The 23,638-nt window shown below is 73.7% G+C and carries 26 protein-coding genes and 2 tRNA genes; 17 read left to right on the top strand and 11 right to left on the bottom strand.

Features of this window, described 5'->3' with window-relative positions; genetic code table 11:
• Window positions 1–109: 109 nt before the first annotated feature.
• The 3 genes from MU522_RS00435 to MU522_RS00425 all read left to right on the top strand — a co-directional run bounded on the left by MU522_RS00435 (window position 110) and on the right by MU522_RS00425 (window position 3,817).
• Complete coding sequence (locus tag MU522_RS00435) at window positions 110–3,010, top strand: UPF0182 family protein (protein WP_281440008.1); 2,901 nt, start codon at window positions 110–112, stop codon at window positions 3,008–3,010.
• 46 nt (window positions 3,011–3,056) lie between these two features.
• Window positions 3,057–3,130, top strand: a tRNA-Met gene (locus MU522_RS00430).
• A gap of 78 nt (window positions 3,131–3,208) precedes the next feature.
• On the top strand, window positions 3,209–3,817 hold the full coding sequence (locus MU522_RS00425; RefSeq protein ID WP_246991689.1) for a class I SAM-dependent methyltransferase: 609 nt from the start codon (window positions 3,209–3,211) through the stop codon (window positions 3,815–3,817).
• A 5-nt stretch (window positions 3,818–3,822) separates the two neighbouring features.
• On the opposite strand, the gene MU522_RS00420 is transcribed toward MU522_RS00425, so the two are convergent.
• Entirely contained in the window at window positions 3,823–4,536 is a 714-nt protein-coding gene (locus MU522_RS00420) for an AIM24 family protein (protein WP_128188424.1), read from the bottom strand.
• Window positions 4,533–4,838 carry a thiamine-binding protein gene (locus tag MU522_RS00415; protein ID WP_146356727.1) on the bottom strand — a complete coding sequence of 102 codons (306 nt, stop codon included), beginning with the start codon at window positions 4,836–4,838 and terminating at the stop codon, window positions 4,533–4,535. The genes MU522_RS00420 and MU522_RS00415 overlap by 4 nt, the downstream gene beginning before the upstream one ends.
• Window positions 4,839–4,911: 73 nt before the next feature.
• Between MU522_RS00415 and MU522_RS00410 the strand changes: the two genes are divergently transcribed.
• A complete protein-coding gene (locus MU522_RS00410; RefSeq protein ID WP_246991688.1) occupies window positions 4,912–5,721 on the top strand; it encodes a carbon-nitrogen hydrolase family protein in 810 nt (269 codons plus the stop codon).
• A gap of 4 nt (window positions 5,722–5,725) precedes the next feature.
• Here the strand turns inward: MU522_RS00410 and MU522_RS00405 are convergent, their stop codons facing one another.
• Window positions 5,726–6,934, bottom strand: a complete 1,209-nt coding sequence (locus MU522_RS00405) for an aminotransferase class I/II-fold pyridoxal phosphate-dependent enzyme (RefSeq protein WP_246991687.1) — start codon at window positions 6,932–6,934, stop codon at window positions 5,726–5,728.
• Between the two features lie 92 nt (window positions 6,935–7,026).
• On the opposite strand from MU522_RS00405, the gene MU522_RS00400 reads away from it, so the two are divergent.
• Window positions 7,027–8,403 (top strand): trypsin-like peptidase domain-containing protein, encoded by a 1,377-nt coding sequence (locus MU522_RS00400; RefSeq protein WP_246991686.1) that lies wholly within the window; start codon window positions 7,027–7,029, stop codon window positions 8,401–8,403.
• Here the strand turns inward: MU522_RS00400 and MU522_RS00395 are convergent.
• Window positions 8,400–9,347, bottom strand: a complete 948-nt coding sequence (locus tag MU522_RS00395) for a hypothetical protein (RefSeq protein ID WP_246991685.1) — start codon at window positions 9,345–9,347, stop codon at window positions 8,400–8,402. The two genes, MU522_RS00400 and MU522_RS00395, sit on opposite strands and share 4 nt — an antisense overlap.
• A gap of 98 nt (window positions 9,348–9,445) precedes the next feature.
• Between MU522_RS00395 and MU522_RS00390 the strand changes: the two genes are divergently transcribed.
• Window positions 9,446–9,739, top strand: a complete 294-nt coding sequence (locus tag MU522_RS00390) for a DUF3039 domain-containing protein (RefSeq protein ID WP_146356735.1) — start codon at window positions 9,446–9,448, stop codon at window positions 9,737–9,739.
• 33 nt (window positions 9,740–9,772) lie between these two features.
• On the opposite strand, the gene MU522_RS00385 is transcribed toward MU522_RS00390, so the two are convergent.
• Window positions 9,773–11,089 (bottom strand): nicotinate phosphoribosyltransferase, encoded by a 1,317-nt coding sequence (locus tag MU522_RS00385; protein WP_263970124.1) that lies wholly within the window; start codon window positions 11,087–11,089, stop codon window positions 9,773–9,775.
• Window positions 11,090–11,143: 54 nt separating this feature from the next.
• Here MU522_RS00385 and MU522_RS00380 point away from each other — a divergent pair, with 54 nt between their 5' ends.
• Window positions 11,144–11,701: a GNAT family N-acetyltransferase gene (locus MU522_RS00380; RefSeq protein WP_246991661.1), complete on the top strand. Its 558-nt coding sequence runs from the start codon at window positions 11,144–11,146 to the stop codon at window positions 11,699–11,701.
• Between the two features lie 27 nt (window positions 11,702–11,728).
• On the opposite strand, the gene MU522_RS00375 is transcribed toward MU522_RS00380, so the two are convergent.
• From MU522_RS00375 to MU522_RS00360, 4 genes are read right to left on the bottom strand one after another with little or no spacing between them, the layout of a single operon-like run.
• On the bottom strand, window positions 11,729–12,661 hold the full coding sequence (locus MU522_RS00375; RefSeq protein WP_146356739.1) for an ABC transporter substrate-binding protein: 933 nt from the start codon (window positions 12,659–12,661) through the stop codon (window positions 11,729–11,731).
• Window positions 12,658–13,368 carry an ABC transporter permease subunit gene (locus MU522_RS00370; protein ID WP_246991658.1) on the bottom strand — a complete coding sequence of 237 codons (711 nt, stop codon included), beginning with the start codon at window positions 13,366–13,368 and terminating at the stop codon, window positions 12,658–12,660. Before MU522_RS00370 ends, MU522_RS00375 begins: the two co-directional genes overlap by 4 nt.
• Window positions 13,365–14,006 (bottom strand): ABC transporter permease subunit, encoded by a 642-nt coding sequence (locus MU522_RS00365; RefSeq protein WP_146356743.1) that lies wholly within the window; start codon window positions 14,004–14,006, stop codon window positions 13,365–13,367. The genes MU522_RS00370 and MU522_RS00365 overlap by 4 nt, the downstream gene beginning before the upstream one ends.
• A gap of 9 nt (window positions 14,007–14,015) precedes the next feature.
• Window positions 14,016–14,828 carry an ATP-binding cassette domain-containing protein gene (locus MU522_RS00360; protein ID WP_246991656.1) on the bottom strand — a complete coding sequence of 271 codons (813 nt, stop codon included), beginning with the start codon at window positions 14,826–14,828 and terminating at the stop codon, window positions 14,016–14,018.
• A gap of 90 nt (window positions 14,829–14,918) precedes the next feature.
• Between MU522_RS00360 and murI the strand changes: the two genes are divergently transcribed.
• From murI to MU522_RS00325, 7 genes are read left to right on the top strand one after another with little or no spacing between them, the layout of a single operon-like run.
• Window positions 14,919–15,755: a glutamate racemase gene (murI, locus tag MU522_RS00355; protein ID WP_310124351.1), complete on the top strand. Its 837-nt coding sequence runs from the start codon at window positions 14,919–14,921 to the stop codon at window positions 15,753–15,755.
• A gap of 11 nt (window positions 15,756–15,766) precedes the next feature.
• On the top strand, window positions 15,767–16,492 hold the full coding sequence (rph, locus tag MU522_RS00350; RefSeq protein ID WP_128188436.1) for a ribonuclease PH: 726 nt from the start codon (window positions 15,767–15,769) through the stop codon (window positions 16,490–16,492).
• Window positions 16,489–17,106 (top strand): RdgB/HAM1 family non-canonical purine NTP pyrophosphatase, encoded by a 618-nt coding sequence (gene rdgB, locus MU522_RS00345; protein WP_246991654.1) that lies wholly within the window; start codon window positions 16,489–16,491, stop codon window positions 17,104–17,106. The genes rph and rdgB overlap by 4 nt, the downstream gene beginning before the upstream one ends.
• 59 nt (window positions 17,107–17,165) lie before the next feature.
• On the top strand, window positions 17,166–18,053 hold the full coding sequence (locus MU522_RS00340; protein ID WP_146356751.1) for a zinc ABC transporter substrate-binding protein: 888 nt from the start codon (window positions 17,166–17,168) through the stop codon (window positions 18,051–18,053).
• Complete coding sequence (locus tag MU522_RS00335; protein WP_128188439.1) at window positions 18,050–18,778, top strand: metal ABC transporter ATP-binding protein; 729 nt, start codon at window positions 18,050–18,052, stop codon at window positions 18,776–18,778. The genes MU522_RS00340 and MU522_RS00335 overlap by 4 nt, the downstream gene beginning before the upstream one ends.
• On the top strand, window positions 18,778–19,650 hold the full coding sequence (locus MU522_RS00330) for a metal ABC transporter permease (protein ID WP_246991652.1): 873 nt from the start codon (window positions 18,778–18,780) through the stop codon (window positions 19,648–19,650). Before MU522_RS00335 ends, MU522_RS00330 begins: the two co-directional genes overlap by 1 nt.
• On the top strand, window positions 19,631–20,284 hold the full coding sequence (locus MU522_RS00325; RefSeq protein WP_128188441.1) for a metal-dependent transcriptional regulator: 654 nt from the start codon (window positions 19,631–19,633) through the stop codon (window positions 20,282–20,284). Before MU522_RS00330 ends, MU522_RS00325 begins: the two co-directional genes overlap by 20 nt.
• Window positions 20,285–20,315: 31 nt before the next feature.
• On the opposite strand, the gene MU522_RS00320 is transcribed toward MU522_RS00325, so the two are convergent.
• Together MU522_RS00320 and MU522_RS00315 are read right to left on the bottom strand one after the other, a co-directional pair.
• Window positions 20,316–21,041, bottom strand: a complete 726-nt coding sequence (locus MU522_RS00320) for a DedA family protein (protein ID WP_128188442.1) — start codon at window positions 21,039–21,041, stop codon at window positions 20,316–20,318.
• Between the two features lie 31 nt (window positions 21,042–21,072).
• A tRNA-Leu gene (locus MU522_RS00315) sits at window positions 21,073–21,155 on the bottom strand.
• Window positions 21,156–21,219: 64 nt separating this feature from the next.
• Between MU522_RS00315 and MU522_RS00310 the strand changes: the two genes are divergently transcribed.
• The 3 genes from MU522_RS00310 (at window position 21,220) to MU522_RS00300 (ending at window position 23,636) form a co-directional block, all read left to right on the top strand.
• On the top strand, window positions 21,220–21,999 hold the full coding sequence (locus tag MU522_RS00310; protein ID WP_246991650.1) for an SDR family NAD(P)-dependent oxidoreductase: 780 nt from the start codon (window positions 21,220–21,222) through the stop codon (window positions 21,997–21,999).
• Window positions 21,996–22,853 (top strand): 3-hydroxyacyl-CoA dehydrogenase family protein, encoded by an 858-nt coding sequence (locus MU522_RS00305; protein ID WP_246991648.1) that lies wholly within the window; start codon window positions 21,996–21,998, stop codon window positions 22,851–22,853. Before MU522_RS00310 ends, MU522_RS00305 begins: the two co-directional genes overlap by 4 nt.
• A 78-nt stretch (window positions 22,854–22,931) precedes the next feature.
• A complete protein-coding gene (locus MU522_RS00300) occupies window positions 22,932–23,636 on the top strand; it encodes a flavodoxin family protein (RefSeq protein WP_246991646.1) in 705 nt (234 codons plus the stop codon).
• Window positions 23,637–23,638 lie beyond the last annotated feature (2 nt).

Genomic DNA, 23,638 nt, shown 5'->3' with positions numbered 1-23,638 from the left:
CGATGGGCGGCACCGCCCGCACCACAGCTTGGAGCTCCACGACGTGTCCGCCAACGCCGAACGACCGACCGCCTCGACGACGGGCAGGAGGGGCCCTTCGCCGCTCCTGGTGACGGTGCTGATCGTGGGTGCCATCATCGGCGCCTTCGTGATGTTCTCGGGCTTCTACGCCGACATCCTCTGGTTCGACCAGCTCGGCTTCATCCAGGTGCTCCAGACGCGCTGGCTGTCGATGCTCGTGATGTTCCTCATCGGCTTCGTCGCGATGGCTGTGCCGGTCGCCCTCAGCGTGCAGATCGCCTACCGCTCGCGCCCCGTCTACGCGCAGCTCAACTCGCAGCTCGACCGCTACCAGGAGCTCGTCGAGCCGCTGCGGAAGGTCGGCATGTGGACGGCGCCGGTCGCGCTGGGCCTCTTCTCGGGGCTCGCGTCGGCCTCGCAGTGGGAGACGGCGCAGCTGTGGCTCAACAGGAAGCCCTTCGGCGAGGTCGACCCGCAGTTCGGCCTCGACATCGGCTTCTACGTCTTCGAGCTGCCCTTCTACCAGCAGGTGCTCGGCTTCGCGCTCGCGGTGCTGTTCATCTCGGCCGTCGCCTCGCTCGCCACGGCCTACCTCTACGGCGCCATCCGCGTCACGGGCCGCGAGGTGCGCGTCTCCCGGTCGGCGCGCATCCAGCTCGCCGTCATCGGCGCGCTCTACATGCTCGCGCTCGGCGCTTCGATCTGGCTCGGCCAGTACGCGGCGCTCGCGCAGACCTCGCAGGGCTTCCTCGCGACCGGTGCGGGCTACACCGAGGTCAACGCCACCATCCCCGGCGCGCAGATCCTCGCCGGCATCGCCGCGCTCGTCGGCGTCTTCTTCATCGTCACCGCCGTGATCGGCCGCTGGCGCATCGCCGTCGTCGGCACGGCCCTGCTCATCGCCGCGTCGCTCGTGGTCGGCGTCGCCTACCCGGCGATCGTGCAGCGCTTCCAGGTCGACCCGAGCGCGCGCACGCTCGAGGCCGAGTACATCCAGCGCAACATCGACGCGACCCGTGCAGCGTGGGACGTCGACGACATGGTCGAGACCGACTCCGACGCCCGCACCGACGCCGAGCCCGGCGCGCTCCGCGCCGACGCCGAGACGACGGCGAACATCCGCATCATCGACCCAGCGCTCGTCTCCGACGCCTTCGCCAACCTGCAGGAGTACCGCCAGTACTACGGCTTCGCCGAGCAGCTCGACGTCGACCGCTACGAGATCGACGGCGAGATCCAGGACACCGTGATCGCGCTGCGCGAGCTCGACCTCTCGGGGCTCGACGAGGACAGCTGGTACAACCGCCACATCGTCTACACGCACGGCTACGGCGCCGTCGCGGCGTACGGCAACCAGCGCGGCCAGGAGGGCCAGCCCGTCTTCCTGCAGGGCGGCATCCCGACCGACGGCGCGCTCGGCGAGTTCGAGCCGCGCGTGTACTTCGGCGAGTCGACCCCCGACTACTCGATCGTCGGCGGCCCCGAGGGCTCGCCCGACCTCGAGCTCGACTACCCGCGCTCGACCGAGGAGGGCAGCGGCAACGCGACGACGACCTTCTCGGGCGACGGCGGCCCGCGGCTCGACAGCGTCATCAACCGGCTCGCGTACGCGCTGAAGTTCCAGTCCGAGCAGATCATCCTCTCCGACGCCGTCACCTCCGAGTCGCAGATCCTCTACGACCGCCACCCCCGCGACCGCGTCGCGGCCGTCGCGCCGTACCTGACGCTCGACTCCGACACCTACCCGGCGGTCGTCGACGAGCGGCTCGTGTGGATCGTCGACGGCATGACGACCTCGTCGAGCTACCCGTACGCGTCGCACCGGTCGTTCTCGCAGACGATCGCCGACACCACGAACGCGAGCCCGTCGCTCGTGCCCGGCGACATCATCAACTACATGCGCAACTCGGTGAAGGCCGTGGTGGATGCGTACGACGGCTCGGTCACGCTGTACGCGTGGGACACCGAGGACCCGGTGCTGCAGGCATGGCAGCAGATCTACCCCGGCACGATCCGGCCGATCAGCGAGATGTCGGGCGACCTCATGAGCCACGTGCGCTACCCGGCCGACATGTTCAAGCTGCAGCGCAACATCCTCGGCGACTACCACGTGACGAACCCGGCGACGTTCTTCTCGGGCGACGACCAGTGGTCGACGCCCGCCGACCCGACGTGGTCGAACTCGCAGGTGCCCGCGCCGCCGCAGCCGCCCTACTACCTGACGATGTCGGTCGACGGGCAGGATCCGGCGTTCACGCTCTACTCGACGTTCATCCCTCGCGACGGCCGCGAGATCCTCTACGGCTACCTCTCCGTGAACGCCGATGCTGGCTCGACGGATGGCGAGGTCTCCGAGGACTACGGCAGGCTCACGCTCCAGATGCTCCCCAAGGACAGATCGATCCCGGGGCCCGGCCAGGTGCAGAACACCTTCGACACCGACGACGAGGTCTCGCGGGAGCTCAACCTGCTGCGGCAGGGCGCGTCCGACGTGCTGAACGGCAACCTGCTGACGCTGCCGGTCGGTGGAGGCCTGCTCTACGTGCAGCCGGTCTACCTGCAGTCGACGGGTGCCACCTCGTACCCGGTGCTGCGGAAGATCCTGGTGGCGTTCGGCGACGACATCGCCTTCGAGGACACCCTCGACGAGGCGCTCGACTCGCTCTTCGGCGGCGACTCGGGCGCCGAGGCGGGCGACTCCGACGTCGACCCGACGGCGCCGGGGGAGGAGCCCGCCGAGCCCGGCGAGGAGCCCTCGACCGACCTGCAGGCGCAGCTCGACGCGGTGCTGCAGGAGGCCGGCGCGGCGCTTCAGGAGCGCCAGGCGGCCTACGCCGAGAACGACCTGGTCGCGGCGGCGGAGGCCGACCAGCGGCTCACGGCGGCGCTGCAGCAGGCGGTCGAGCTCTCGGCGCAGATCGAGGGCGAGCCGCTGCCGGAGGAGTCCGCTCCCGCCGAGCCGGCGCCCACGGAGTCGCCCGCGCCGTAGCCGAGTTGCCGAGCGGCGACATCCCTGGTAACGTCTCTTCTTGTGCCGCGGGGTGGAGCAGCTCGGTAGCTCGCCGGGCTCATAACCCGGAGGTCGCAGGTTCAAATCCTGTCCCCGCAACGAAGTCCGCGAACTGCGGCACGAGAAGAGGCGCCCGAGAGGGCGCCTCTTCTGCATGTCCGGGCGTAGCCTCACCGCATGGGGTTCGCCGTCTCGGCCGAGTCGTACGACCGGTTCATGGGCAGGTTCTCGGAGCCGCTCGCCGCGGTGTTCGCGGAGCTCGCCGCGGTGCCCGCCGACGTCCTTCGACGCACGCGCGTGCTCGACGTCGGCTGCGGACCGGGCGCGCTCACGGCGGAGCTGCTGCGCCGCGGCGCCGACGTCGCGGCCATCGACCCGTCGCCGCCGTTCGTGGCCGCGGCGCGCGCACGGCACCCGGGCGTCGAGGTGCTCGAGGCGGCGGCCGAGGCGCTGCCCTTCGCGGACGGCGCGTTCGACGCGGCGCTCGCGCAGCTCGTCGTGCACTTCATGCGCGACCCGGTGCAGGGCGTGCGGGAGATGGTGCGCGTGACGCGTCCCGGCGGCACCGTCGCGTGCTGCGTGTGGGATCACGCGACGGGGCCGCTCGGCGTCTTCTGGGAGGCGGTGGCGTCGCTCCACGTGGCAGCGGGGCCGCCGCCCTCGGAGGCGGCGCGCCCCGGATCGCGCGAGGGCGACCTCGCGCGCATCCTGCGCTGCCGAGCCCTGCTGCCGGCAGCGCCCTTCGAGGTGCGCGCCGTGGCGTGGGCGGCCGTCGGCAGGTGTTGAGCGCGCTACTCGAACAGGCCGCCGATGCCCCCGCCCCCGCCGCCGCCGTTCGAGCCCGACGGCTGCTGCCGGCCCTCGCTCGGCTGCACGACGACGAAGCCCGGGCCGTGGAAGGCCAGCTGGAAGGCCTCGCCCGTGCCGCCGCGCAGCATCGAGCGCATGTTCATGCTGCTCACGACGCTCGGGCTGAGGTTCGACGACCAGCAGACCGCCGCGTTCGGGTCGACGAACGTGGGCTGGCGCGAGCAGTCGAGCAGCAGCGGCTGCCCCTCGCACGAGACGCCGACGGTGCCGTGCCCGCCGAGCTCGAGGTTGAAGAGCCCGCCGGCCATGATGTTGCCGCTGCGGAGCATCTTGATGTCCCACTGCAGGTTCGGGTCGAAGGCGAGCAGGTTCTTGCCGCTCACCGACAGCCCCTCGTTCTCGAGCAGCACCGTGAACACGTTCGCGGCATCCCTGGCGAGGAACACCTCGCCCTGGCCGCGCATCCGCATGAGCGGGGCGCCCTCGCCGGTGACGAGCTTCTTCAGCATGCGCGCGGCGCCCGCGCCCTCGTGCTGGAACTCGATCTGGCCCTGGTAGGCGACCATCGCGCCCTTCGCGGCGAGCACGTCGCCGCCGTTCGAGACGTTGACCCGCAGCATCTTGCTCGACTGCTTGACCCACCGATCGGTCGACTGGGCCTCCTGGTTCGCCTCGGCGAACAGCTCACTCCTCATGCGTCCCCCTCCAGGGCGTGCTCGAGCCTGACGACCTTGCCGTCGAGCTCTCCGGTCCATCCCGGTCGGATGTCGGCCTTCAGGACGAGGGATGCGCGCGGGCTCACGGCGAGGACGGCGTCGGTGGCGCGCCGCACCACGTCGAAGACCTCGTCCCACTCGCCCTCGAGCGTCGTGAACATCGCGTCGGTGCGGTTCGGCAGCCCGCTCTCGCGGACGACGCGCACGGCGGCGGCGACCGCGTCGTGCACGGAGCCCTCGGGGCCCGCAGTGGCCGGGGCGATGGAGAATGCGACGAGCATCCTGCTCCCTTCGTCCCCGCGATCCTCGCATCCCGACCCTGAGCGCGCCACCGCGCCTGCGTAGGCTGGGGGCGTGAGCGACCCGAGAGCATCCGAGCCGCCGCTGCTGGCCGCGGCCGTGCAGTGGGCGCCGACCGAGGACGTCGAGGCCAACCGCGGGGCGGCCGCGGCGTGGATCGACCGCGCGGCCGAGCGCGGGGCGCGGCTCATCGTGCTGCCCGAGTACTCGCAGCACTGCTCCGCCGACCTCGCCGCCACCGCTCCCGCAGCCGCCGAGACCCTCGAGGGGCCCTTCACCGCGATGCTGCGCGAGCGCGCGGCGGCGCACGGCGCGCTCGTGATCGCCGGCATGCTCGAGCGGATCGAGGGCGGCGTCGCGAACACGGTCGTCGCGGTCGACGCCGACGGCATCCGGGAGGCGTACCGCAAGGTGCACCTCTACGACGCGTTCGGCACCCGCGAGTCCGACTGGCTCACGGCCGGCGACGTCGCGCAGGCGCCCGTCGTCGAGGCGCTCGGCACGCGCATCGGCATCGAGACCTGCTACGACCTGCGCTTCCCGGAGGCGACGCGCAGGCTCGTGGATGCGGGGGCCGACGTGATCGTCGTGCCCGCGGAGTGGGTGCGCGGGCCGCAGAAGGAGCGCCACTGGACGACGCTCGTGACGGCGCGCGCGATCGAGTCGACCGTGCACGTCGTCGCCGCCGACCAGGCCCCGCCGCTCGGCGTCGGCTGCTCGGCGATCGTCGACCCGATGGGCGTCGCGCTCGCCGCGCTCGGCGACGGCGAGGGCATCGCCGTCGCGCTGATCGACCCGGCCGTGACCGCGGCGAGCCGCGCGCGGAACCCGTCGCTCGCGAACCGGCGCTACCGCGTCGCCTGAGGGCTCAGCGCGCGGGCTCCAGCACCGCGTCCTTCAGGCCCGCGAGCTGCGACGCCGCCCGGTGGAGCGTGTCGTCCGACTTGCAGAAGGCGAAGCGCATCGTCGAGCGCAGGTCGCGCCGCGACGGGCGCGCGAGCGCCGACAGCGGCACACCGACCACGCCGACGAGCTCGGGCATCCGCCGGGCGAGCGCCGCGGCGTCGTCGATGCCGAGCGGTGCGGCGTCGGCGAGCAGGAAGTAGCCCGCCATCGCGTCGTGCACGGCGAAGCCGGCCTTGCGGAGGCCGCGCGCGAGGATGTCGCGCTTGCGCGCGAAGGTCTGCACGATCGTGTCGTAGTGCTCGTCGGCGAGGCGGAGGCCCACCGCGACGGCCGGCTGCAGCGGCGACGCGTTCACGAACGTGAGGTACTGCTTCACCGCGCCGATCTGCGCGATGCGCTCGGGCGTCGACATGATCCAGCCGACCTTCCAGCCCGTGATCGAGAAGGTCTTGCCCGCCGACGAGATCGAGACGAGGCGCTCGCGCGCGGCCTCGAACGCCGCCACGGGCACGTGCCGCTCGTCGTACACGAGGTGCTCGTAGACCTCGTCGGTGACGATGATCGCGTCGCGCCGCTCGGCGACCCGCACGATGTGCCGCATCGCATCCTCGCTGAACACCGCGCCCGTCGGGTTGTGGGGCGAGTTGACGATGATCATGCGGGTGCGCGGGCTCGTCGCGCGCTGCAGGCGGTCGGGGTCGGGCTGGAAGTCGGGTGCGGCGAGCGGCACCGGCACGAGCACGGCGCCGGCGAGCGCCGCCACCGCCGCGTAGGCGTCGTAGTACGGCTCGAAGACGATCACCTCGTCGCCGGGGGAGAGGTACGCGAGCATCGTCGCGGCGAGCGCCTCGGTCGCGCCCGCGGTGACGAGCACGTCGCCGCGGCCGAGGCCGATGCCGTAGAAGCGCCGCTGGTGCTCGATGATCGCGTCGATGAGCTCGGGCGCCCCGCGGCCGGGACCGTACTGGTTGCGGCCGTGGTCGATCGCGTGCTTCGCGGCGTCGAGCACGGCGCGCGGGCCGTCCTCGTCGGGGAAGCCCTGGCCGAGGTTCAGCGCCCCAGTCCTGGTCGCGAGCGCCGTCATCTCGGCGAAGATCGTGGGGGCCAGCCGTCCGTCCGCCCCGAGCAGGCCCGCGCCCGCCGCCGTCCGCTGCCAGGGTGCCTGCTCCATGCTCCGACGCTACCCGTTCCGGCGTCCCTTCCGGTGGATCGACATCGGAACCGCATGGGAATCGCATGGACTCCGGTGCGATGCTCGAAGCCATGAGCAACCCGCACGACCGCGTCCCGAACCCGATGGGACCGCATCCCGCGCAGCCGCCCCAGGGCGACTGGCGCTGGCAGCACCCGACCGCATCCGTCCCCGCCGGCGCCCCCGTCGGCACCCCGGCCGCTGCCGCGCCGCAGGCCGACCGGCCTGACCCCTGGGCCGCGACCCGGCCGTTCCAGCCGGTCCCGCAGGCGCAGCCGCACCCGGCGCCGGCCGCTCCGCGCCGGCGCACCGGTCTCGTCGTCACCTCGGTCGTCGCGGCGGCGCTGCTCGGCGGCGCGGCCGGCTTCGGCGGCGGCGCGCTCGCCGGCACGCTGCAGCCGCAGGCGCAGTCGCAGTCCGCGACGCAGGACGCCGGCCCGACGGGCGAGACGGTCGCCGACCCGCAGACGATCGCCGACGTCGCGGCCGCCGCGGGCCCCTCGGTCGTCACCGTGCAGGCGTCGTCCCAAGCGGGCTCGGGCGAGGGCTCGGGGGTGGCCGTCGCGGCCGGCGGCTACATCGTGACCAACAACCACGTCGTGACCCTCGACGGCCAGGCGGCCGACGCATCCATCACCGTCGAGACGAGCGACGGCCGGCTGCTCGCCGCCGAGATCGTCGGCACCGACCCCGTCGTCGACCTCGCCGTGATCAAGGTCGACGCCGACCTGCCGGTCGTGACCTTCGCCTCGAGCGACGACGTGCGCGTCGGCGACACGGCGATCGCGATCGGCGCGCCGCTCGGCCTGTCGAACTCGGTCACCGACGGCATCGTCTCCGCCGTCGACCGCGGCCTGCGCATCGCCGGCAGCGCGGCCCCCGAGGGCGACGAGCAGCAGTCCGAGCAGTCGCCGTTCGGCTTCTGGCAGGAGAACGGCGCGCAGGCCGCGCAGGAGGCCATCTCGATCCCCGTGGTGCAGACGGATGCGTCGATCAACCCGGGCAACTCGGGCGGCGCGCTGCTGAACGCCTCCGGGCAGCTCGTCGGCGTCAACGTCGCGATCGCCAGCATGGGCCAGGGCGAGTCGGCCGGCTCGATCGGCATCGGCTTCGCGATCGAGTCGAGCCTCGTGCAGCGCGTCGTCGAGGAGCTCATCGGCTCGGGCGAGGCGACGCACGGCCTGCTCGGGGCGACCGTCAGCGACGTGACCGACGCCTCCGTCGGCACGGTCGGCGCGCAGATCCGCGAGCTGTCGGAGGGCGGCGCCGCCGAGGCGGCCGGGCTGCAGCCGGGCGACGTGATCACCGCCGTCGACGGCGCCCCGGTGACGAACGCGATCGACGCGACCGCGCAGGTGCGCGCCCACGCCGCCGGCGCGACCGTGACGATCGCCTACCAGCGCGACGGCCAGGAGGCCGAGGCCGAGGTGACGCTGGGCGGGCTCTAGCCCGCGCGGCTCTCGTCCGACGGCGCGTCGCCGGGTGCATCCTGCATCTGCGACGCGCCGTCCCCGCGTCGCAGCTCGGTGACGTCGCCGCCGACCTCCTCGTCCGGGCCGAGGCCCGGCTCGTGCTGCGGCTCCTGCGCACGCCGCTCGCGCAGCCGGCGCAGGCCCCCGGCGAGGCCCTCGCGCTCGATGTCGCGCGCCTCGCGGATGCGCTGGCCGAGGTTGGGCCGCACCTCCTTGATGACGGGGGTCAGGTTGGCGTCGAACGAGACCGGCGCGGGCCCGAAGGCCTCCTTCGCGGCCTTCACGATCTGCCGGCCGAGGATGTTGTTGCCGACGCCGCCCACCACCGCGCCGATGCCGAACGGCATCGCGCGGCCGAGCATCGACGCGCCGGTGTTGCGCGCCATGCGCCGCAAGAAGGCGCGGCGCAGGAAGTCGACGACCTGCCCCATCGAGCCGCTCGGCAGGCGCGAGGTGATGAGCTCGCCCCAGAACGCGTTGCCGGCCGCGCCGCGGCCGAGGGCGCGCTCGGTCGCCCGCTTCACGAGCGCCGTGCCGCCGTTGCCGAGCATGATGCCCATCACGAGCGCCTTCGCGCGCTCCTCGTCCTCGACGACGATGCCGTGCACCTCGGCGACCGCCTGCGCGTAGAAGGCGCTCGCCTCGAGGAAGCCGATCGTCTCGGCCATCGTGAGCCCGAGCGAGGCGACCGTGCCGATGCCGGGCGCGACCGCGCTCGCGCCGACCGCGGCGCCGCCGGTGGAGACGGCGGCGAGGTACTGCCGCTCGAGCCGGCCGAGCATCTCGGCGGGGGTCATCTGCGGGTTGCGGCGACGCAGCGCTCGCAGGTGGTTGACGACGAGCGGCCGCTGCACGCCCAGGATGCCCTCGAGCGTCCTGACCATCCAGCCCAGGTCCTCGTCGCGGTCGATCTCTCGCATGGCGTCCCCCTGCCCGTCGGTGCCGGGCCGTGCCCGGCGTACCCCAGAAGCATGGCCCAGGAGAGCCGGGAACGGGCTGAGCGTGGGATCATGGACCCATGACTGACACGTTCGGACCGGACAGCCCTGGCCCCGGCAGCGTCGGCTCCGGCGGGAGCACCGACGTGCTCGACCGCGAGCTCGAGAAGCTCCTCAACGAGGAGTCGGTGGAGGACGGCGACCACGATCGCTTCTCCCACTACGTCAAGAAGGAGAAGATCCTGCAGTCGGCGCTCTCGGGCAAGCCGGTGCGGGCGCTCTGCGGCAAGAAGTGGACGCCTGGCCGCGACCCGGAGAAGTTCCCGATCTGCCCGAGCTGCAAGGAGATCTACGAGCGCCTGCGCGAGGAGTAGCCGCGCGCCGGACGCCTCAGCGGAACACTGGCCTCAGCGGAACACCGTCGGGATGGCGGGCTCGCCGCGGGCGAGGCGGTGCGCCTCGACCGGCAGCTCCTCGACCGACGCGGCGTGGCGCTCGCGCGCCAGCTCGACGCCCCCGTGGCCGAGCCAGCGGTCGTCGATCTCCCCGCCCGCCACGAGCGGCACCTGCAGCGCGCGGCCGCCCGCGGCCGCCGCGTCGAGCGTCGCGCGGTGGTCGGTGACGAGCACCGCCTCCTCGACGGCGACGCCGCCCTCGAGGCGGCGCACGGCCACCTTCTCGCCCGGGTGCGACGCCTTGTCCTCGCTCCGCTTGCCGACGCCCACCCAGGCGCCGTCGTCACCCTGGCGCGCGACGAGCTTGTAGACCATGCCGGCGGCGGGCGCGCCCGAGCCGGTGACGACGCTCGTGCCGACGCCGTACGCATCCACCGGGCTCGCCTGCAGGCCCGCGATCGCGTACTCGTCGAGGTCGCTCGTGACGGTGATGCGCGTGCCGGTCGCGCCGAGCGAGTCGAGCAGCGCGCGGGCATCGGCGGCCACCTCGGCGAGGTCGCCCGAGTCGAGGCGGATGCCGCCGAGGCCGGTGCCGGCGACCTCGATCGCCGTGCGGATGCCCTGCTCGATGTCGTACGTGTCGACGAGCAGCGTCGTGCCGACGCCGAGCACGTCGATCTGCGCCTGGAAGGCCTCGGCCTCGGAGTCGTGCAGCAGCGTGAACGAGTGCGCCGCCGTGCCCATGGTGGGGATGCCCCAGCGGGCGCCCGCGGCGAGGTTGCTGGTGGCGTCGAAGCCGGCGATGTACGCGGCGCGGGCGGCCGCCACGGCCGACTCCTCGCTCGCGCGGCGCGAGCCCATCTCGGCGACCGGCCGCCCCTTCGCGGCGCGCGTCATGCGCGTCGCGGCGTTCGCCACGGCCGAGTCGTAGTTGAGCACCGAGAGCGCCACGGTCTCGAGCACGACCGCCTCGGCGAAGGTGCCCTCGACCACCAGGATCGGGGAGCCGGGGAAGTAGAGCTCGCCCTCCGCGTAGCCGCGGATGTCGCCCGAGAAGCGGTAGTCGGCGAGCCAGTCGAGCAGCTCCGCCGAGACGATGCGATGGTCGCGGAGGAAGCGCAGCTCCGCGTCGCCGAAGCGGAACTCGGCGACCCGGTCGAGGAAGCGGCCGGTGCCGGCGACCACGCCGTAGCGGCGAGCACCCGGCAGGCGGCGGGCGAAGGCCTCGAAGACGGAGGGCCGGAACGCGGTGCCGGAGCGCATCGCGGCATCGATCATCGTCAGCTCGTAGCGGTCGGTCATGAGCGCGGTGTCGGTCACGAGCGCCAGCCTACGACGGCGGCCTGGGGCGACCGCCTCGACGACGCCCGGTAGCGTGGCTCGGTGCCCCGAACCATCCGCCCCCTGCCCGACGGCGTCGCGCTGCGCGAGCCGACGCCCGCCGACGCGCCCGCCTGGGCCGCCTTCCTCGTGCGGGAGCAGGAGCGCACGTACGCGGGCAGGCTGCCCGACGACTTCGGGGTGCGCGGGCTCGCGCAGGCGAACGTCGTCGGGCTCGCGCGCGCCTTCGCGGAGCCGGGCGACGCCGTGCGCCGCATCGCGTGGCAGGGCGACCGCATCGTGGGCCTCGCGGCGTCGAGCGCCGCGCCCGCCCGCTGGGAGGTCGAGCTGGGGCTCGTGCCGCCGCCCGCCGAGCGAGAGCTCGACCGGCTCTACGTGGCCGCCGAGATGCACGGCACCGCGGTCGGCGCCGCGCTCTTCGACGCGGTCGTCGACGACCGCGCGCTGTACCTGTGGCTCATCGACGGCAACGAGCGCGCGGGCCGCTTCTACGAGCGCCGCGGCTTCCGGCACCTCGACGAGCGGGTGTCGACGGGCCCGACGTGGGGCGGCATCCCGATGCACCGCATGGTGCGGGAAGGGCGCCCACCGCGAGGGTGAGCGCCCTTCCCGGGTCGTCGCGGAGGCTCAGCCGAGCAGGCCCTGCTCCTCGAGCCAGGCGGCGGCGATGTCGGCGGCCGGCGCCTGCTCGTCGACCGAGCGGCCGTTGAGGGCGAGGAGCTCCTCCGAGGTCAGCGCTGCGCTCACCTCGTCGATGATGCCCTGCGCCTCCTCGTCGACGCGGTCGCTCACGACCGGCACGACGTTCGAGGCGAGGAACAGGCCCTCGGGGTCCTCGAGCACGACGAGGTCGTTCGCGGCGATCGACGGGTCGCCGGTGTAGACGATCGCGAGCTGGACGTCGCCGTCCTGCAGCGCGCGGATCGTGAGCGGGCCGCCGCTGTCCTCGATCGGCGTGAAGCCGACCTCGATGCCGTAGGTGTCGGCGAGGCCCTGCGGTCCGTTCGGGCGGGTCTCGGCCTCGGAGTTCGCGCCCATCGTGAGCGGCTCGTCGACGTTCGCCAGGTCGGCGATCGTCGTGAGGTCGTGCTCCTCGGCGAACTCGCGCGTGACGACGTAGGAGTCCTGGTCGGTGGCCGGCGCCTGGTCGAGCACCGTGATGCCCTCGGGCGCGGCCTCGGTGAGGGCGGCGTAGACGTCCTCGCTGAGGCGCTCGGTGGGCTCCTCGGCCCACACCTGCAGCAGCGGGCCCGTGTACTCGGGGAAGACGTCGATCGCGCCCGACTCGATCTCGGGCAGGTAGACCTCGCGCTGGCCGATGCGCAGGTCGCGCTCGATCGTGTAGCCGCCGGCCTCGAGGGCCTGGGCGTAGAGCTCGGCGATGATCTCGTTCGAGTAGTAGTCCTGCGAGCCGACGACGAGGCTCGTCGCGTCGCCGCTCGTCGTGGGCTCCGCGGAGCCCTCCTCGAGCGGGTCGGCGTTGGCGCAGCCGGTGAGCACGAGGCCCGTCGCTGCGATCGCGGCGAGGGCGGCGCCCGCCTTGCGGGGGATGCTGGTCATGCGGTGTTCCTCTCTGGAGCGCGGGCGGACGCCCGAGCGGGGACGGTGTGCGGTTCGGCACGACGGCCGGCCGCGGATTGGATCGCCTGGAAGACGAGCTCGACGACGAGCGAGAGCAGCGCCACGAGCAGGGCGCCGGCCAGCATGACCTCGTAGTCGCCCGCCTTGACGCCCTGGAAGATCGGCCTGCCGAGGCCCGTGTTCGAGACGTACGCGGCGAGGGTCGCGGTCGAGATGACCTGGAGGGCCGCCGAGCGCACGCCGCCGATGAGCACCGGCGCCGCGAGCGGCAGCTCGACGCGCTGCACGATCTCGCGCTCGGTCATGCCGATCGCGCGCGCCGCGCCCACCACCTGCCGGTCGACGGCCTCGACGCCGGCGTACGCCCCGGCCAGCACGGGCGGCAGCGCGAGCACGAGCAGGGCGAGGAAGGGGGCCTCGAGCCCGATGCCGAGGGCGAGGCCGAAGATCGTGAGCAGCCCCAGGGTGGGGATCGCCCGCGCGCCGCTCGTCAGCGCCACGACGAGCCCGCGACCCCTGCCGGTGTGGCCGATGAGGACGCCGGCGGGGATGCCGATGGCGGCCGCGGCGAGCAGCACGGCGCCCGAGAAGCCGAGGTGCTCGAGGATGCGCAGGCCGAGCGAGTTCGTGCCCTGCCAGCTCGCGGGGTCGAAGAGGTGGGCGAGGGCCTCGGCGAACAGGTTCATGCGCGCACCGCCGCCTGCCAGGGCATCGCGAGCCTGCCGAGCAGCAGCACGACCGCGTCGATCGCGAAGGCGACCACGACCGTGAGCACGATGCCCGTGATGATCGAGGCGTCGATGCCGCGCTGGAAGCCGTCGGTGAAGAGCGTGCCGAGGCTCGAGATGCCGATCACGGCGCCGATCGTGACGAGGCTGACGGTCGAGACCGCCATGACCCGCAGCGACGAGACGAGCACCGGACCGGAGAGCGGCAGCTCGACCGCCCAGAACCGCGCCCAGGGGGAGTGGCCGAGGGCGTCGGCGGCGAGCATCGTCTCGCGCGAGACCGATCCGAAGGCGTCGGCGGCCCCGCGCACCATCAGCGCGCAGCCGTAGAGCGTGAGGCCGATGATCGCGACCCAGGGGGAGCGCGCCGAGAGGCCCACGATCGCGGGGATCATGATGAACAGGGCCAGCGAGGGGATCGCGTAGAGGAGGCCGGTGCCGGTCAGCAGCGCGGTGCGGGCGCGCGGATAGCGGGCGGCGAGCCAGCCGAGCGGGATCGAGATCACGAGCGCGAGCACGATGGGAACGATCGAGAGCCACAGGTGGTCGAGCAGCAGCGACCACACGATGTGCAGGTTCTGGCTCAGCCAGTTCATGGGCTGGGCCTACTCCGCCAGCACGCCGGTGGGGCGGTCGTCGCCGTCGACGACGATCCGGCGGCCGTCGACCTCGCGCACCGAGAGCGTGCGACGCGCGGTGCCCGCCCCCACGAAGCGCGAGACGAACTCGTCCGCGGGGTGGGCGAGGATCTCGGCGGGCGTGCCGCGCTGCGCGATCTCGGCGCCCTTGCGCAGCACGAGCACCTCGTCGCCGAGCGCGAAGGCCTCGTCGATGTCGTGCGTGACGAAGAGGATCGTCTTGCCCAGCTCGCGCTGCAGCGTGCGCATCTCCTCCTGCAGCTGGTCGCGCACGATGGGATCGACGGCGCCGAAGGGCTCGTCCATGAGCAGGATGTTCGGATCGGCGGCGAGGGCGCGGGCGACGCCGACGCGCTGCTGCTGGCCGCCCGAGAGCTGCAGCGGGTAGCGGTCGCCGAGCGCCGGATCGAGGCCGACGCGCTCGAGCAGGCCGAGGGCGGCGCGGCGCGCCTCGCGACGGTTCGCGCCCTGGAGCACCGGCACCGTGGCGACGTTGTCGGCGACGGTGCGGTGGGGGAGCAGGCCGCCCGCCTGGAGCACGTAGCCGATCGAGCGGCGCAGCTGCACCTTGTCCATCGCGCGCACGTCGTCGCCGTCGATGGAGACCGTGCCGCTCGTGGGATCGACCATGCGGTTCACCATGCGCAGCAGGGTCGTCTTGCCGCAGCCGGAGGAGCCGACGAGCACGACGACGGCGTGCGAGGGGACGACCAGGCTGAAGTCCTCGACGGCGACCGTGCCGTCGGGGTACTCCTTGCGCACGGCTGCGAACTCGATCACGCGGGGGCTCCTCCCGGTCGCGGGGTGCTGACAATACCGGCCGACCCCTCGGCGAGCCTGTGCCCGCGCCCCGCGGCTAGGCTTGCCGACGTGCAGCGGCCGATCGGAGTCTTCGACAGCGGCGTCGGCGGGCTCACCGTGGCGCGCGCGATCATCGACCAGCTGCCCGCCGAGTCGATCACGTACATCGGCGACACCGCCAACGGCCCCTACGGCCCGCGCGCGCAGTCGGAGGTGCGGCGCCTCGCGCTCGACGTGCTCGACACGCTCGTCGCGCAGGGCGTGAAGATGCTCGTCATCGCCTGCAACACCGCGTCCGCGGCGACCCTCGACGTCGCGCGCGAGCGCTACGAGCAGGGGATGGGCATCCCGGTCGTCGAGGTCATCGACCCGGCCGTGCGGGCGGCCGTGCGCCAGAGCCGCTCCGGGCGGATCGGCGTCATCGGCACCGCGGGCACGATCGGCTCGGGCGCCTACCAGCGCGCGTTCGCCGAGGCCGGCGTGCCGCACGTCGCGGCCGGCGCCGCGCCGCGCTTCGTCGAGTTCGTCGAGGCGGGCGTCACCACCGGCGACGAGGTGCTCGCCGCCGCGCACGAGTACCTCGAGCCGCTGCTGGCCGAGGAGCTCGACACGCTCGTGCTCGGGTGCACGCACTACCCGCTGCTCGCCGGCGCGATCGGCTACGTCGCCGGTCCCGGCGTCCGGCTCGTGTCGAGCGCGGAGGAGACCGCGGCGGACGTCTACCGCATCCTGAGCGACCGGCGCATGCTCGCGCCCGAGCACGCCGTGCCCGCCTACGCGTTCGAGGCGACGACCGCTGCGCAGGAGCCGTTCCTGCGGCTCGCGCGCCGGTTCCTCGGGCCCGAGGTGACGCACGTGGAGTTCACGCAGACCGGGGTCATCCAGCTCCCCGGCCGCACCGACTGAGAGGACCAGGCATGGCACGCAAGGACGGCAGGCAGCTCGACGAGCTGCGCGACGTGACGATCGAGCGGGGCTGGAGCCAGCAGGCCGAGGGCAGCGCCCTCATCTCCTTCGGCGCCACGAAGGTGCTGTGCACCGCATCCGTCATGCCCACGGTGCCCCGCTGGATGGCGGGCAAGGGCAAGGGCTGGGTGACGGCGGAGTACGCGATGCTGCCGCGCTCGACGAACGAGCGGATGGACCGCGAGAGCGTGCGCGGCAAGGTCGGCGGCCGCACGCACGAGATCTCGCGCCTCATCGGCCGCTCCCTGCGGGCCGGCGTCGATATGCGGGCGCTCGGCGAGCTCTCGATCGCGGTCGACTGCGACGTGCTGCAGGCCGACGGCGGCACCCGCACCGCCGCGATCACGGGCGCCTACGTGGCGCTCGCGGACGCGATCCGCTGGGCGCAGGCCGAGGGGCGCGTGCCCAAGAGCGCGACGCCGCTGATCGACTCGGTCGCGGCCGTGTCGGTGGGGATGATCGACGGCGAGCCGATGCTCGACCTGGCCTACGTCGAGGACGTGCGCGCCGGCACCGACATGAACGTCGTCGCGACCGGCCGGGGCCTGCTCATCGAGGTGCAGGGCACCGCCGAGGGCGCGCCCTTCGACCGCGCGGAGCTCGACGGGATGCTCGACCTGGCGCTCGCCGGCACGGCGCGCCTGACCGAGCTGCAGCGAGAGGCGCTCGGCGCATGACCGACCTGGGAGCGACCGGCATCGACGTCGTCGGCGGGGGCCTGCAGGTGGTCGTGGCGACGCGCAACCCGCACAAGGTGGAGGAGCTGCAGCGCATCCTCGCGCCGCTGCTGCCCGGCGTCGAGCTCGTGCCCGACAGCGGCCCGGAGCCCGTGGAGGACGGCGAGACGTTCGAGGCGAACGCGCTCATCAAGGCGCGCGCCGCGCACGAGCGCACCGGGCTGCCCGCGCTCGCCGACGACTCGGGCATCGAGGTCGACGCGCTCGACGGCGCGCCCGGCATCCACTCCGCCCGCTACGCCGGCACGCGCGACGACCGCGACAACCTGGAGCTGCTGCTGCAGAACCTCGCTGGGACCGCCGACCGCGGGGCGCAGTTCGTCTGCGCCGCGGCGTGGGTCGACGCCGACGGCGAGCTCGCGGTGCGGGCCGACTGGCGGGGCGAGATCGCGGATGCGCCGCGCGGCGAGGGCGGGTTCGGGTACGACCCGGTGTTCGTGCCGCACGACGCCGACGGGCGGGCGGCCGCCGAGCTGAGCCCGGAGGAGAAGGACGCGCGCAGCCACCGGCGGCTCGCGTTCACGGCGCTCGCGGAGCGCGTGCTCGGCCGCTGACGCTGTGGCATGATTTCGGTGTGCCGAAAACACAGCGTGCGGGACGGCGAAGGATCGCCGTGGCCGTCGCGTGCGTCGCCGCCGCGCTGACGGGCTGCGCGTCGCCGGCGCCGGCCGCGCCGGAGGACGACGGCCGGCCGCTCGTGCTCGCGACCTTCACCGTGATCGCCGACATCGCGCGCGAGGTCGCAGGCGACGCCGCCCGGGTCGAGTCGCTCACCCGGGTCGGCGTCGAGGTGCACGACTACGAGCCGACGCCCGGCGACCTCGTGCGCACCGAGGGCGCCGACCTCGTCGTCACGAACGGCATGGGCATCGACGACTGGCTGCTGACCCTGGTCGAGCGCGCGGATGCGCCGCACGTGGTGCTGAGCGACGTCGTCGACCCGATCCCGATCGAGACCGGCCACTACGCGGGCAATCCCAACGCCCACGCCTGGGTCTCGCCCGCCGAGGGAGCGCGCTACGTCGAGGCGCTGCGCGTCGCGATCGGCGACCTCGTGCCCGCCGAGCGCGACGCGATCGATGCGCGCGCCGCAGCCGTGACGGCCGCGCTCGAGGCTGAGGGCGAGCGGCTCCGCGAGGGCGTCGAGCGGCTGCCCGAGCAGCATCGCGTGCTCGTCACGTGCGAGGGCGCCTTCAGCTACCTCGCCCGCGACGCGGGGCTCGCCGAGGCGAGCCTGTGGCCCGTGAACGCCGGCGGGCAGGGCACGCCGCAGTCGATCGCGGCGGTCGCGGGCGTCGTCGCCGAGACGCGCGTGCCGACCGTCTTCTGCGAGTCCACGACGCATCCGGGCACCCAGCAGCAGATCGCGCGGAACGCCGGCGTGCGCTTCGACGGCGGGCTGCATGTCGACTCGCTCTCGGAGCCCGACGGACCGGCGCCCACCTACCTCGCGCTCATCGCGCACGACATCGACATCATCCTGGAGGGGCTGGGAGCATGACCGACGCCATCGTCGCCGAGCACCTCGGCGTCCGCTACGGCGACGTGCGCGCGCTCGCCGACGTGACCGCGCGCATCCGCACCGGCGAGATCACCGGGCTCGTCGGGGTCAACGGCTCCGGCAAGTCGTCGATGCTCGCGGCCGTGCTCGAGCGGGTGCCGCACGAGGGCACCGTGCGCATCCTCGGGCGCACCCCCGCCGAGGCGCGCCGCGCCGGCCTCGTCGCCTCGGTGCCGCAGGCCGAGACGGTCGACTGGGACTTCCCGGTGACGGTGCGCGACGTCGTCACGACCGGCCGCTACGGGCGGATGGGGCTGCTGCGCATCCCGCGCGCCGCCGACCGCGCGGCCGTCGACGAGGCCCTCGCGCTGCTCGGCATCGCCGACCTCGCCGACCGGCAGATCGGCGAGCTCTCGGGCGGGCAGCGCAAGCGCGCCTTCGTCGCCCGCGCGATCGCGCAGGACGCCGAGCTGCTGCTGCTCGACGAGCCGTTCGCGGGGGTCGACCGCACGAGCGAGGCGCAGATCACCGAGGTGCTGCGCGGCATCCGCGCCCAGGGCCGCACCGTGGTGATCGTGCACCACGACCTCTCGGGGGTGGCCGAGCTCGCCGACTCGGTGCTGCTGCTGCGCGGGCGGCTGCTGCACCACGGGCCGCCCGCCGAGACGCTCACGCCCGAGCGCATCGCCGCGGCCTTCGGCGCCGGCACGAGGGAGGAGCGGTGATGGATCCGGGGCTCGTCGACGCGCTGCTCGCGCCCTTCGCCTACGACTTCATGCTGCGGGCGATCCTCGTGACGCTCGTCGCCGCCGTCGCCTGCGCGCTGCTGTCGACGTGGCTCGTGCAGATGGGGTGGTCGCTCATGGGCGATGCGGTCTCGCACTCGGTGCTGCCGGGCGTCGCGCTCGCGTACATCCTGGGGCTGCCGTTCGCCATCGGCGCCGCCGTGTTCGGCATCGGGGCGGTCGCGCTCATCGGCGGCGTGCGGGCGGCGTCGAGGATCAAGGCGGATGCGGCGATCGGCGTCGTGTTCACGACGCTGTTCGCGCTCGGGCTGGTGATCGTGTCGGTGACGCCCGCTCAGACCGACCTGCAGCACATCCTCTTCGGCAACGTGCTCGGCGTCTCGGACGCCGACATCGCCCAGGTGCTCGTCGTCGGCGCCATCGTCTGCGCGACGCTCGTGGTGCTGCGCCGCGACCTGACCCTCGTCGCCTTCGACCCGGGCCACGCCCACGCGATCGGCCTGCGGCCGCGCCTGCTGCACGCGGTGCTGCTCGGCGCGCTCGCGCTCACCGTCGTCACCGCGCTGCAGGCGGTCGGCATCATCCTCGTCGTCGCGATGCTCGTCATCCCCGGCGCGACCGCGTCGCTCATCGCCGTGCGGTGGGACGCGCTGCTCGCGTGGTCGGTCGGCATCACGGTCGCCGCGTCGATGGTGGGGCTCATCGCGGCCTTCTGGATGGACATCTCGCCCGGCGGCGCGGTGGTGCTGACGCAGGGGCTCGCGTTCGGGCTAGCGTTGCTGTTCGGGCCCCGCCGGGGGCTCGTCATCCGGTGGGCGAGAGCGAGGCGTCATGCAGTCGACGGCGGCTGAGGACTACGTCAAGGCGATCTACCACCACACCGAGTGGCAGCCCGAGCCCATCACCCCCTCGCAGCTGGCATCCCGCCTGGGCCTGGCGAACTCCACCGTGACCGAGATGGTGAAGAAGCTCGCCGCCGCGGGCCTCGTGCGCCACCGCCCGTACGGCGCGGTCGAGCTCACCGACGACGGGCGCGCGCTCGCGGTGCGGCAGGTGCGCCGCCACCGGGTCGTCGAGACGTGGCTCGTCGAGCGGCACGGCTACGACTGGGACGAGGTGCACGACGAGGCCGAGATCCTCGAGCACGCGCTGAGCGACCGGCTGCTCGACTCGATCGCCCGCTCGCTCGGCGACCCGGAGCGCGACCCGCACGGCGATCCGATCCCGGCCGCCGACGGCACGGTGCGGCGTCCGGATGCGGTGCTGCTCGCCGATGCGGAGGTCGGCCACGCGGGCGCGGTGGTGCGCATCTCGGACGCCGACCCGGCCATGCTGCGGTTCCTCGCCGGGGCCGGGGTCGCGCTCGACGCGCGGCTGACGGTGCTCGGCCAGAAGCCCTACTCGGGCTCGATCCAGGTGCGCAGCGGCTCGACGACGATCGACGTCGGCCCCGACGTCGCGCAGGCGATCTGGCTCGCCGCCTGACCCGCCGGCTGACCCGACGGGCATCGCGCGATCAGCGCTCGATGCCCGGCTGCTGGCCGGTGCCCGAGAGGTCGAGCGTCTCGACGGCGCCCGTGGCGCTGCCGTCGCGGATCTCGCGCTCGACCTCGCGCCGCGACTGGATCGCGTGCCAGACGATGAAGCAGATGGCGATCGCGACGACGCCGAGCAGCACGAGGTCGATGTACTCGGTGACGAGGTCGGCGACGCCGGGGATGTGCGCGACGCCCCAGCCGAGCAGCGGCAGCCCCGCGCCCCAGAGCAGGCCGCCGAGCACGTCGAGCCGGAAGAACAGCGGCCACGGCATGCGCCCGACGCCCGCGGCGACCGGCATGAACGTGCGGACGATGCCGATGAAGCGGGCGATGATGACGGCGGCCGCGCCGTACTTCAGGAAGAAGCGGTTGGTGCGCTCGATCGTGCGATGCGAGAACAGCCCTGAGGACTTGCGCTGGAAGATCGGCGGCCCGGCCTTGTGCCCGATGAAGTAGCCCAGCTGGTCGCCCGCGACCGCGCACGCCCAGATGCAGAGCATCACGAGCCAGATGGGCTGCGGGATGACGCCGGTGTAGGAGAGCACGCCGGCGATCACGAGCAGCGTGTCGCCCGGCAGCAGGAAGCCGACCAGCAGCCCCGTCTCGACGAAGACGATGGCGCACACGAGCAGCAGCGCCCAGACGCCGGCGCCCGAGATCAGCCCCTCGATGTCGATGAGGAACTCAGCTGGCAGGTGGGGCACGGACGCTCCTTCGCGCGATGGGCGGTCGCCGTGCGGGAGAGGGGACTCGAACCCCCACGCCACGAGGGCACAGGAACCTAAATCCTGCGTGTCTGCCAATTCCACCACTCCCGCGTGGGTGTGATCAGCGTACCTTTTCGCGCAGGTCCCGACGCTCCGGCTCTGCCAAGGTTGTGCCATGCAGATGCGCGCCCTCGTGACCGGCGCCTCGGCCGGGCTCGGCGCGGAGTTCGCGCGCCAGCTCGCCGCCGACGGCTTCGCGCTCGTGCTCGTCGCGCGCAGCGCCGACCGCCTGCGGGAGCTCGCGGCCGAGCTGCCCGCGCTCGGCGCGGCCGACGTCGAGGTGCTGCCCGCCGACCTCACGGACGAGGCCGGGCTCGAGCGGGTCGCCGCGCGCCTGCAGGACGCCGCGCAGCCGGTCGACGTGCTCGTCAACAACGCCGGGCACGCCGTCGCCGAGCCCTTCCACGCATCCGCCATCGCCGACGAGCGCGCCATGCACGAGCTGCTCACGTGGGTGCCGCTGCGGCTCGCGCACGCGGCGCTGCCCGGCATGCGCGAGCGCGGCCGCGGCGGCATCCTCAACGTCGCGAGCCTCGCCGGCCGCCTGCCGAGCGGCTCGTACGCGGCGGCGAAGGCACAGGTGATCGCCCTGTCGCGCGCGCTCGACGCCCGCTATCGCCGCGACGGCGTGACCGTCACGGCGCTGCTGCCCGGCTTCGTCGCGACGGAGTTCCACGAGCGGATGGGCGTCGCGGCCGACACCGTGCCGCGGGCCGGGTGGGCGGATGCGCCGACGGTCGTGCGCGAGGGGCTCACGGCCCTGCGCCGGCGGCGCGGGGTCGTCGTGAGCGACTGGCGCTACCGGCTCGCGGCGCCGCTGCTGCCGCTCGTGCCGTCGCGGCTCATCGCCGGCTTCGGGCTCGGCGCGAGGATCGAGCGGGGGAGCGGCCGATGAGCGAGGTCGTCGCGGTGCTCGGCGCCGGCGTCATGGGCGCCGGCATCGCGCGGGTGCTTGCGCGCGCCGGCCACGAGGTGCGGGTCTTCGACGTCGACCCGGCCGCCGCCGCCCGCGCAGCCGACTCGGCCGGCGCATCCGCCCACGCCTCGGTCGCCTCGGCGGTCGAGGGCGCGACGCTCGTGCTCGAGGCCGCGCCCGAGCGGCTCGAGCTGAAGCGCGCGCTGCTCGCCGAGGTCGAGGCGGCGAACGCCGACGCGGTCATCGCCTCGAACACCTCGTCGATCGGGGCCGACGCGCTCGCGGCCGGCATGCGCGACCCGTCGCGCCTCGTGATCGCGCACTTCTTCAACCCCGCCGACACGGTGCCGCTCGTCGAGGTGGTGCCGGGCCCCGCGACGCCGCCGGAGACCGTCGAGCGGATGGTGGCGCTGCTCACCGCGGCGGGCAAGACGGCCGTGCCGCTCGCGCACCAGGTCGAGGGCTTCATCGCCAACCGCCTGCAGGCGGCGCTCTACCGCGAGGCGATGCACCTCGTCGAGCGGGGCGTCGCGAGCCCCGAGCAGGTCGACCGCGTGGTGACCGCCGGGCTCGGGCCGCGCTGGGCGCTCGCGGGGCCCTTCGAGATCATGGATCTCGGCGGCCTCGACGTCTGGACGAGCGTGGCCGACGGCATCCTGCCGACCCTCGGCGACGCATCCGCCGCCCCCGCGATGCTGCGCGATCGGGCCGAGCGCGGCGACCTGGGCGCGAAGACCGGGCGCGGCTTCCTCGAGCGCGAGGCGGATGCGCCGGCGCGGTTCGCGGCGAGGCTGGCGGCGCTCATCGCGGCCCGCGACGCGCTCGAGCCGTAGGCCGGGAGGGCGACGCGGCGTGCGACGGGCGCCGAACTGCCATGGCGCTCCCAGCCGCTCCGTGCCAGCGTGGAGGGCATGACCGAGACCCTCAAGGCCGTCTACGTCAACGGCAGCCTCACCCCGTCGCCGGGCGAGAGCCACACCGACCTGCTCATCGAGGCGAGCGCGCGCATCCTGCGCGAGCAGGGCGTCGAGGTCGAGGTCGTGCGCGCCGTCGACCACGCGATCGCCCCGGGCGTGCAGCCCGACATGACCGAGCACGGCGCCGCCGAGGACGCCTGGCCCGCCATCTGGGAGCGCGTGCTCGCGGCCGACATCCTCGTGCTCGCCACCCCCATCTGGCTCGGCGACGCCTCGAGCGCCACGCGCCGCGTGATCGAGCGCTTGTACGCCGAGTCGGGCGAGCTCAACGAGCACGGCCAGTCGATCTACTACGGCCAGGTCGGCGGATGCCTCGTCGGCGGCAACGAGGACGGCATGAAGCACGTCGCGCGCGAGGTGCTCTACGCGCTGCAGCACCTCGGCTGCACCATCCCGCCGCAGGCCGACGCGGGCTGGGTGGGCGAGGCGGGCCCCGGCCCCTCCTACGGCGACGAGCTCGACGACGGCTCGCACGCGGGCGCCGACAACGACTTCACGCAGCGCAACATCACGATCATGACGTGGAACCTGCTGCACCTCGCGCGCATGCTCCGCGGCGGCATCCCGACCGAGGGCAACGACCGCAACGCCTGGGAGCGCGGCGAGCGCTTCGGGTTCCAGAACCCCGAGTACCGATAGGA

Source organism: Agrococcus sp. SCSIO52902, from assembly GCF_022983135.1.
Lineage (GTDB): Bacteria > Actinomycetota > Actinomycetes > Actinomycetales > Microbacteriaceae > Agrococcus > Agrococcus sediminis.
This window is presented reverse-complemented; position numbering and strand designations above follow the sequence as displayed.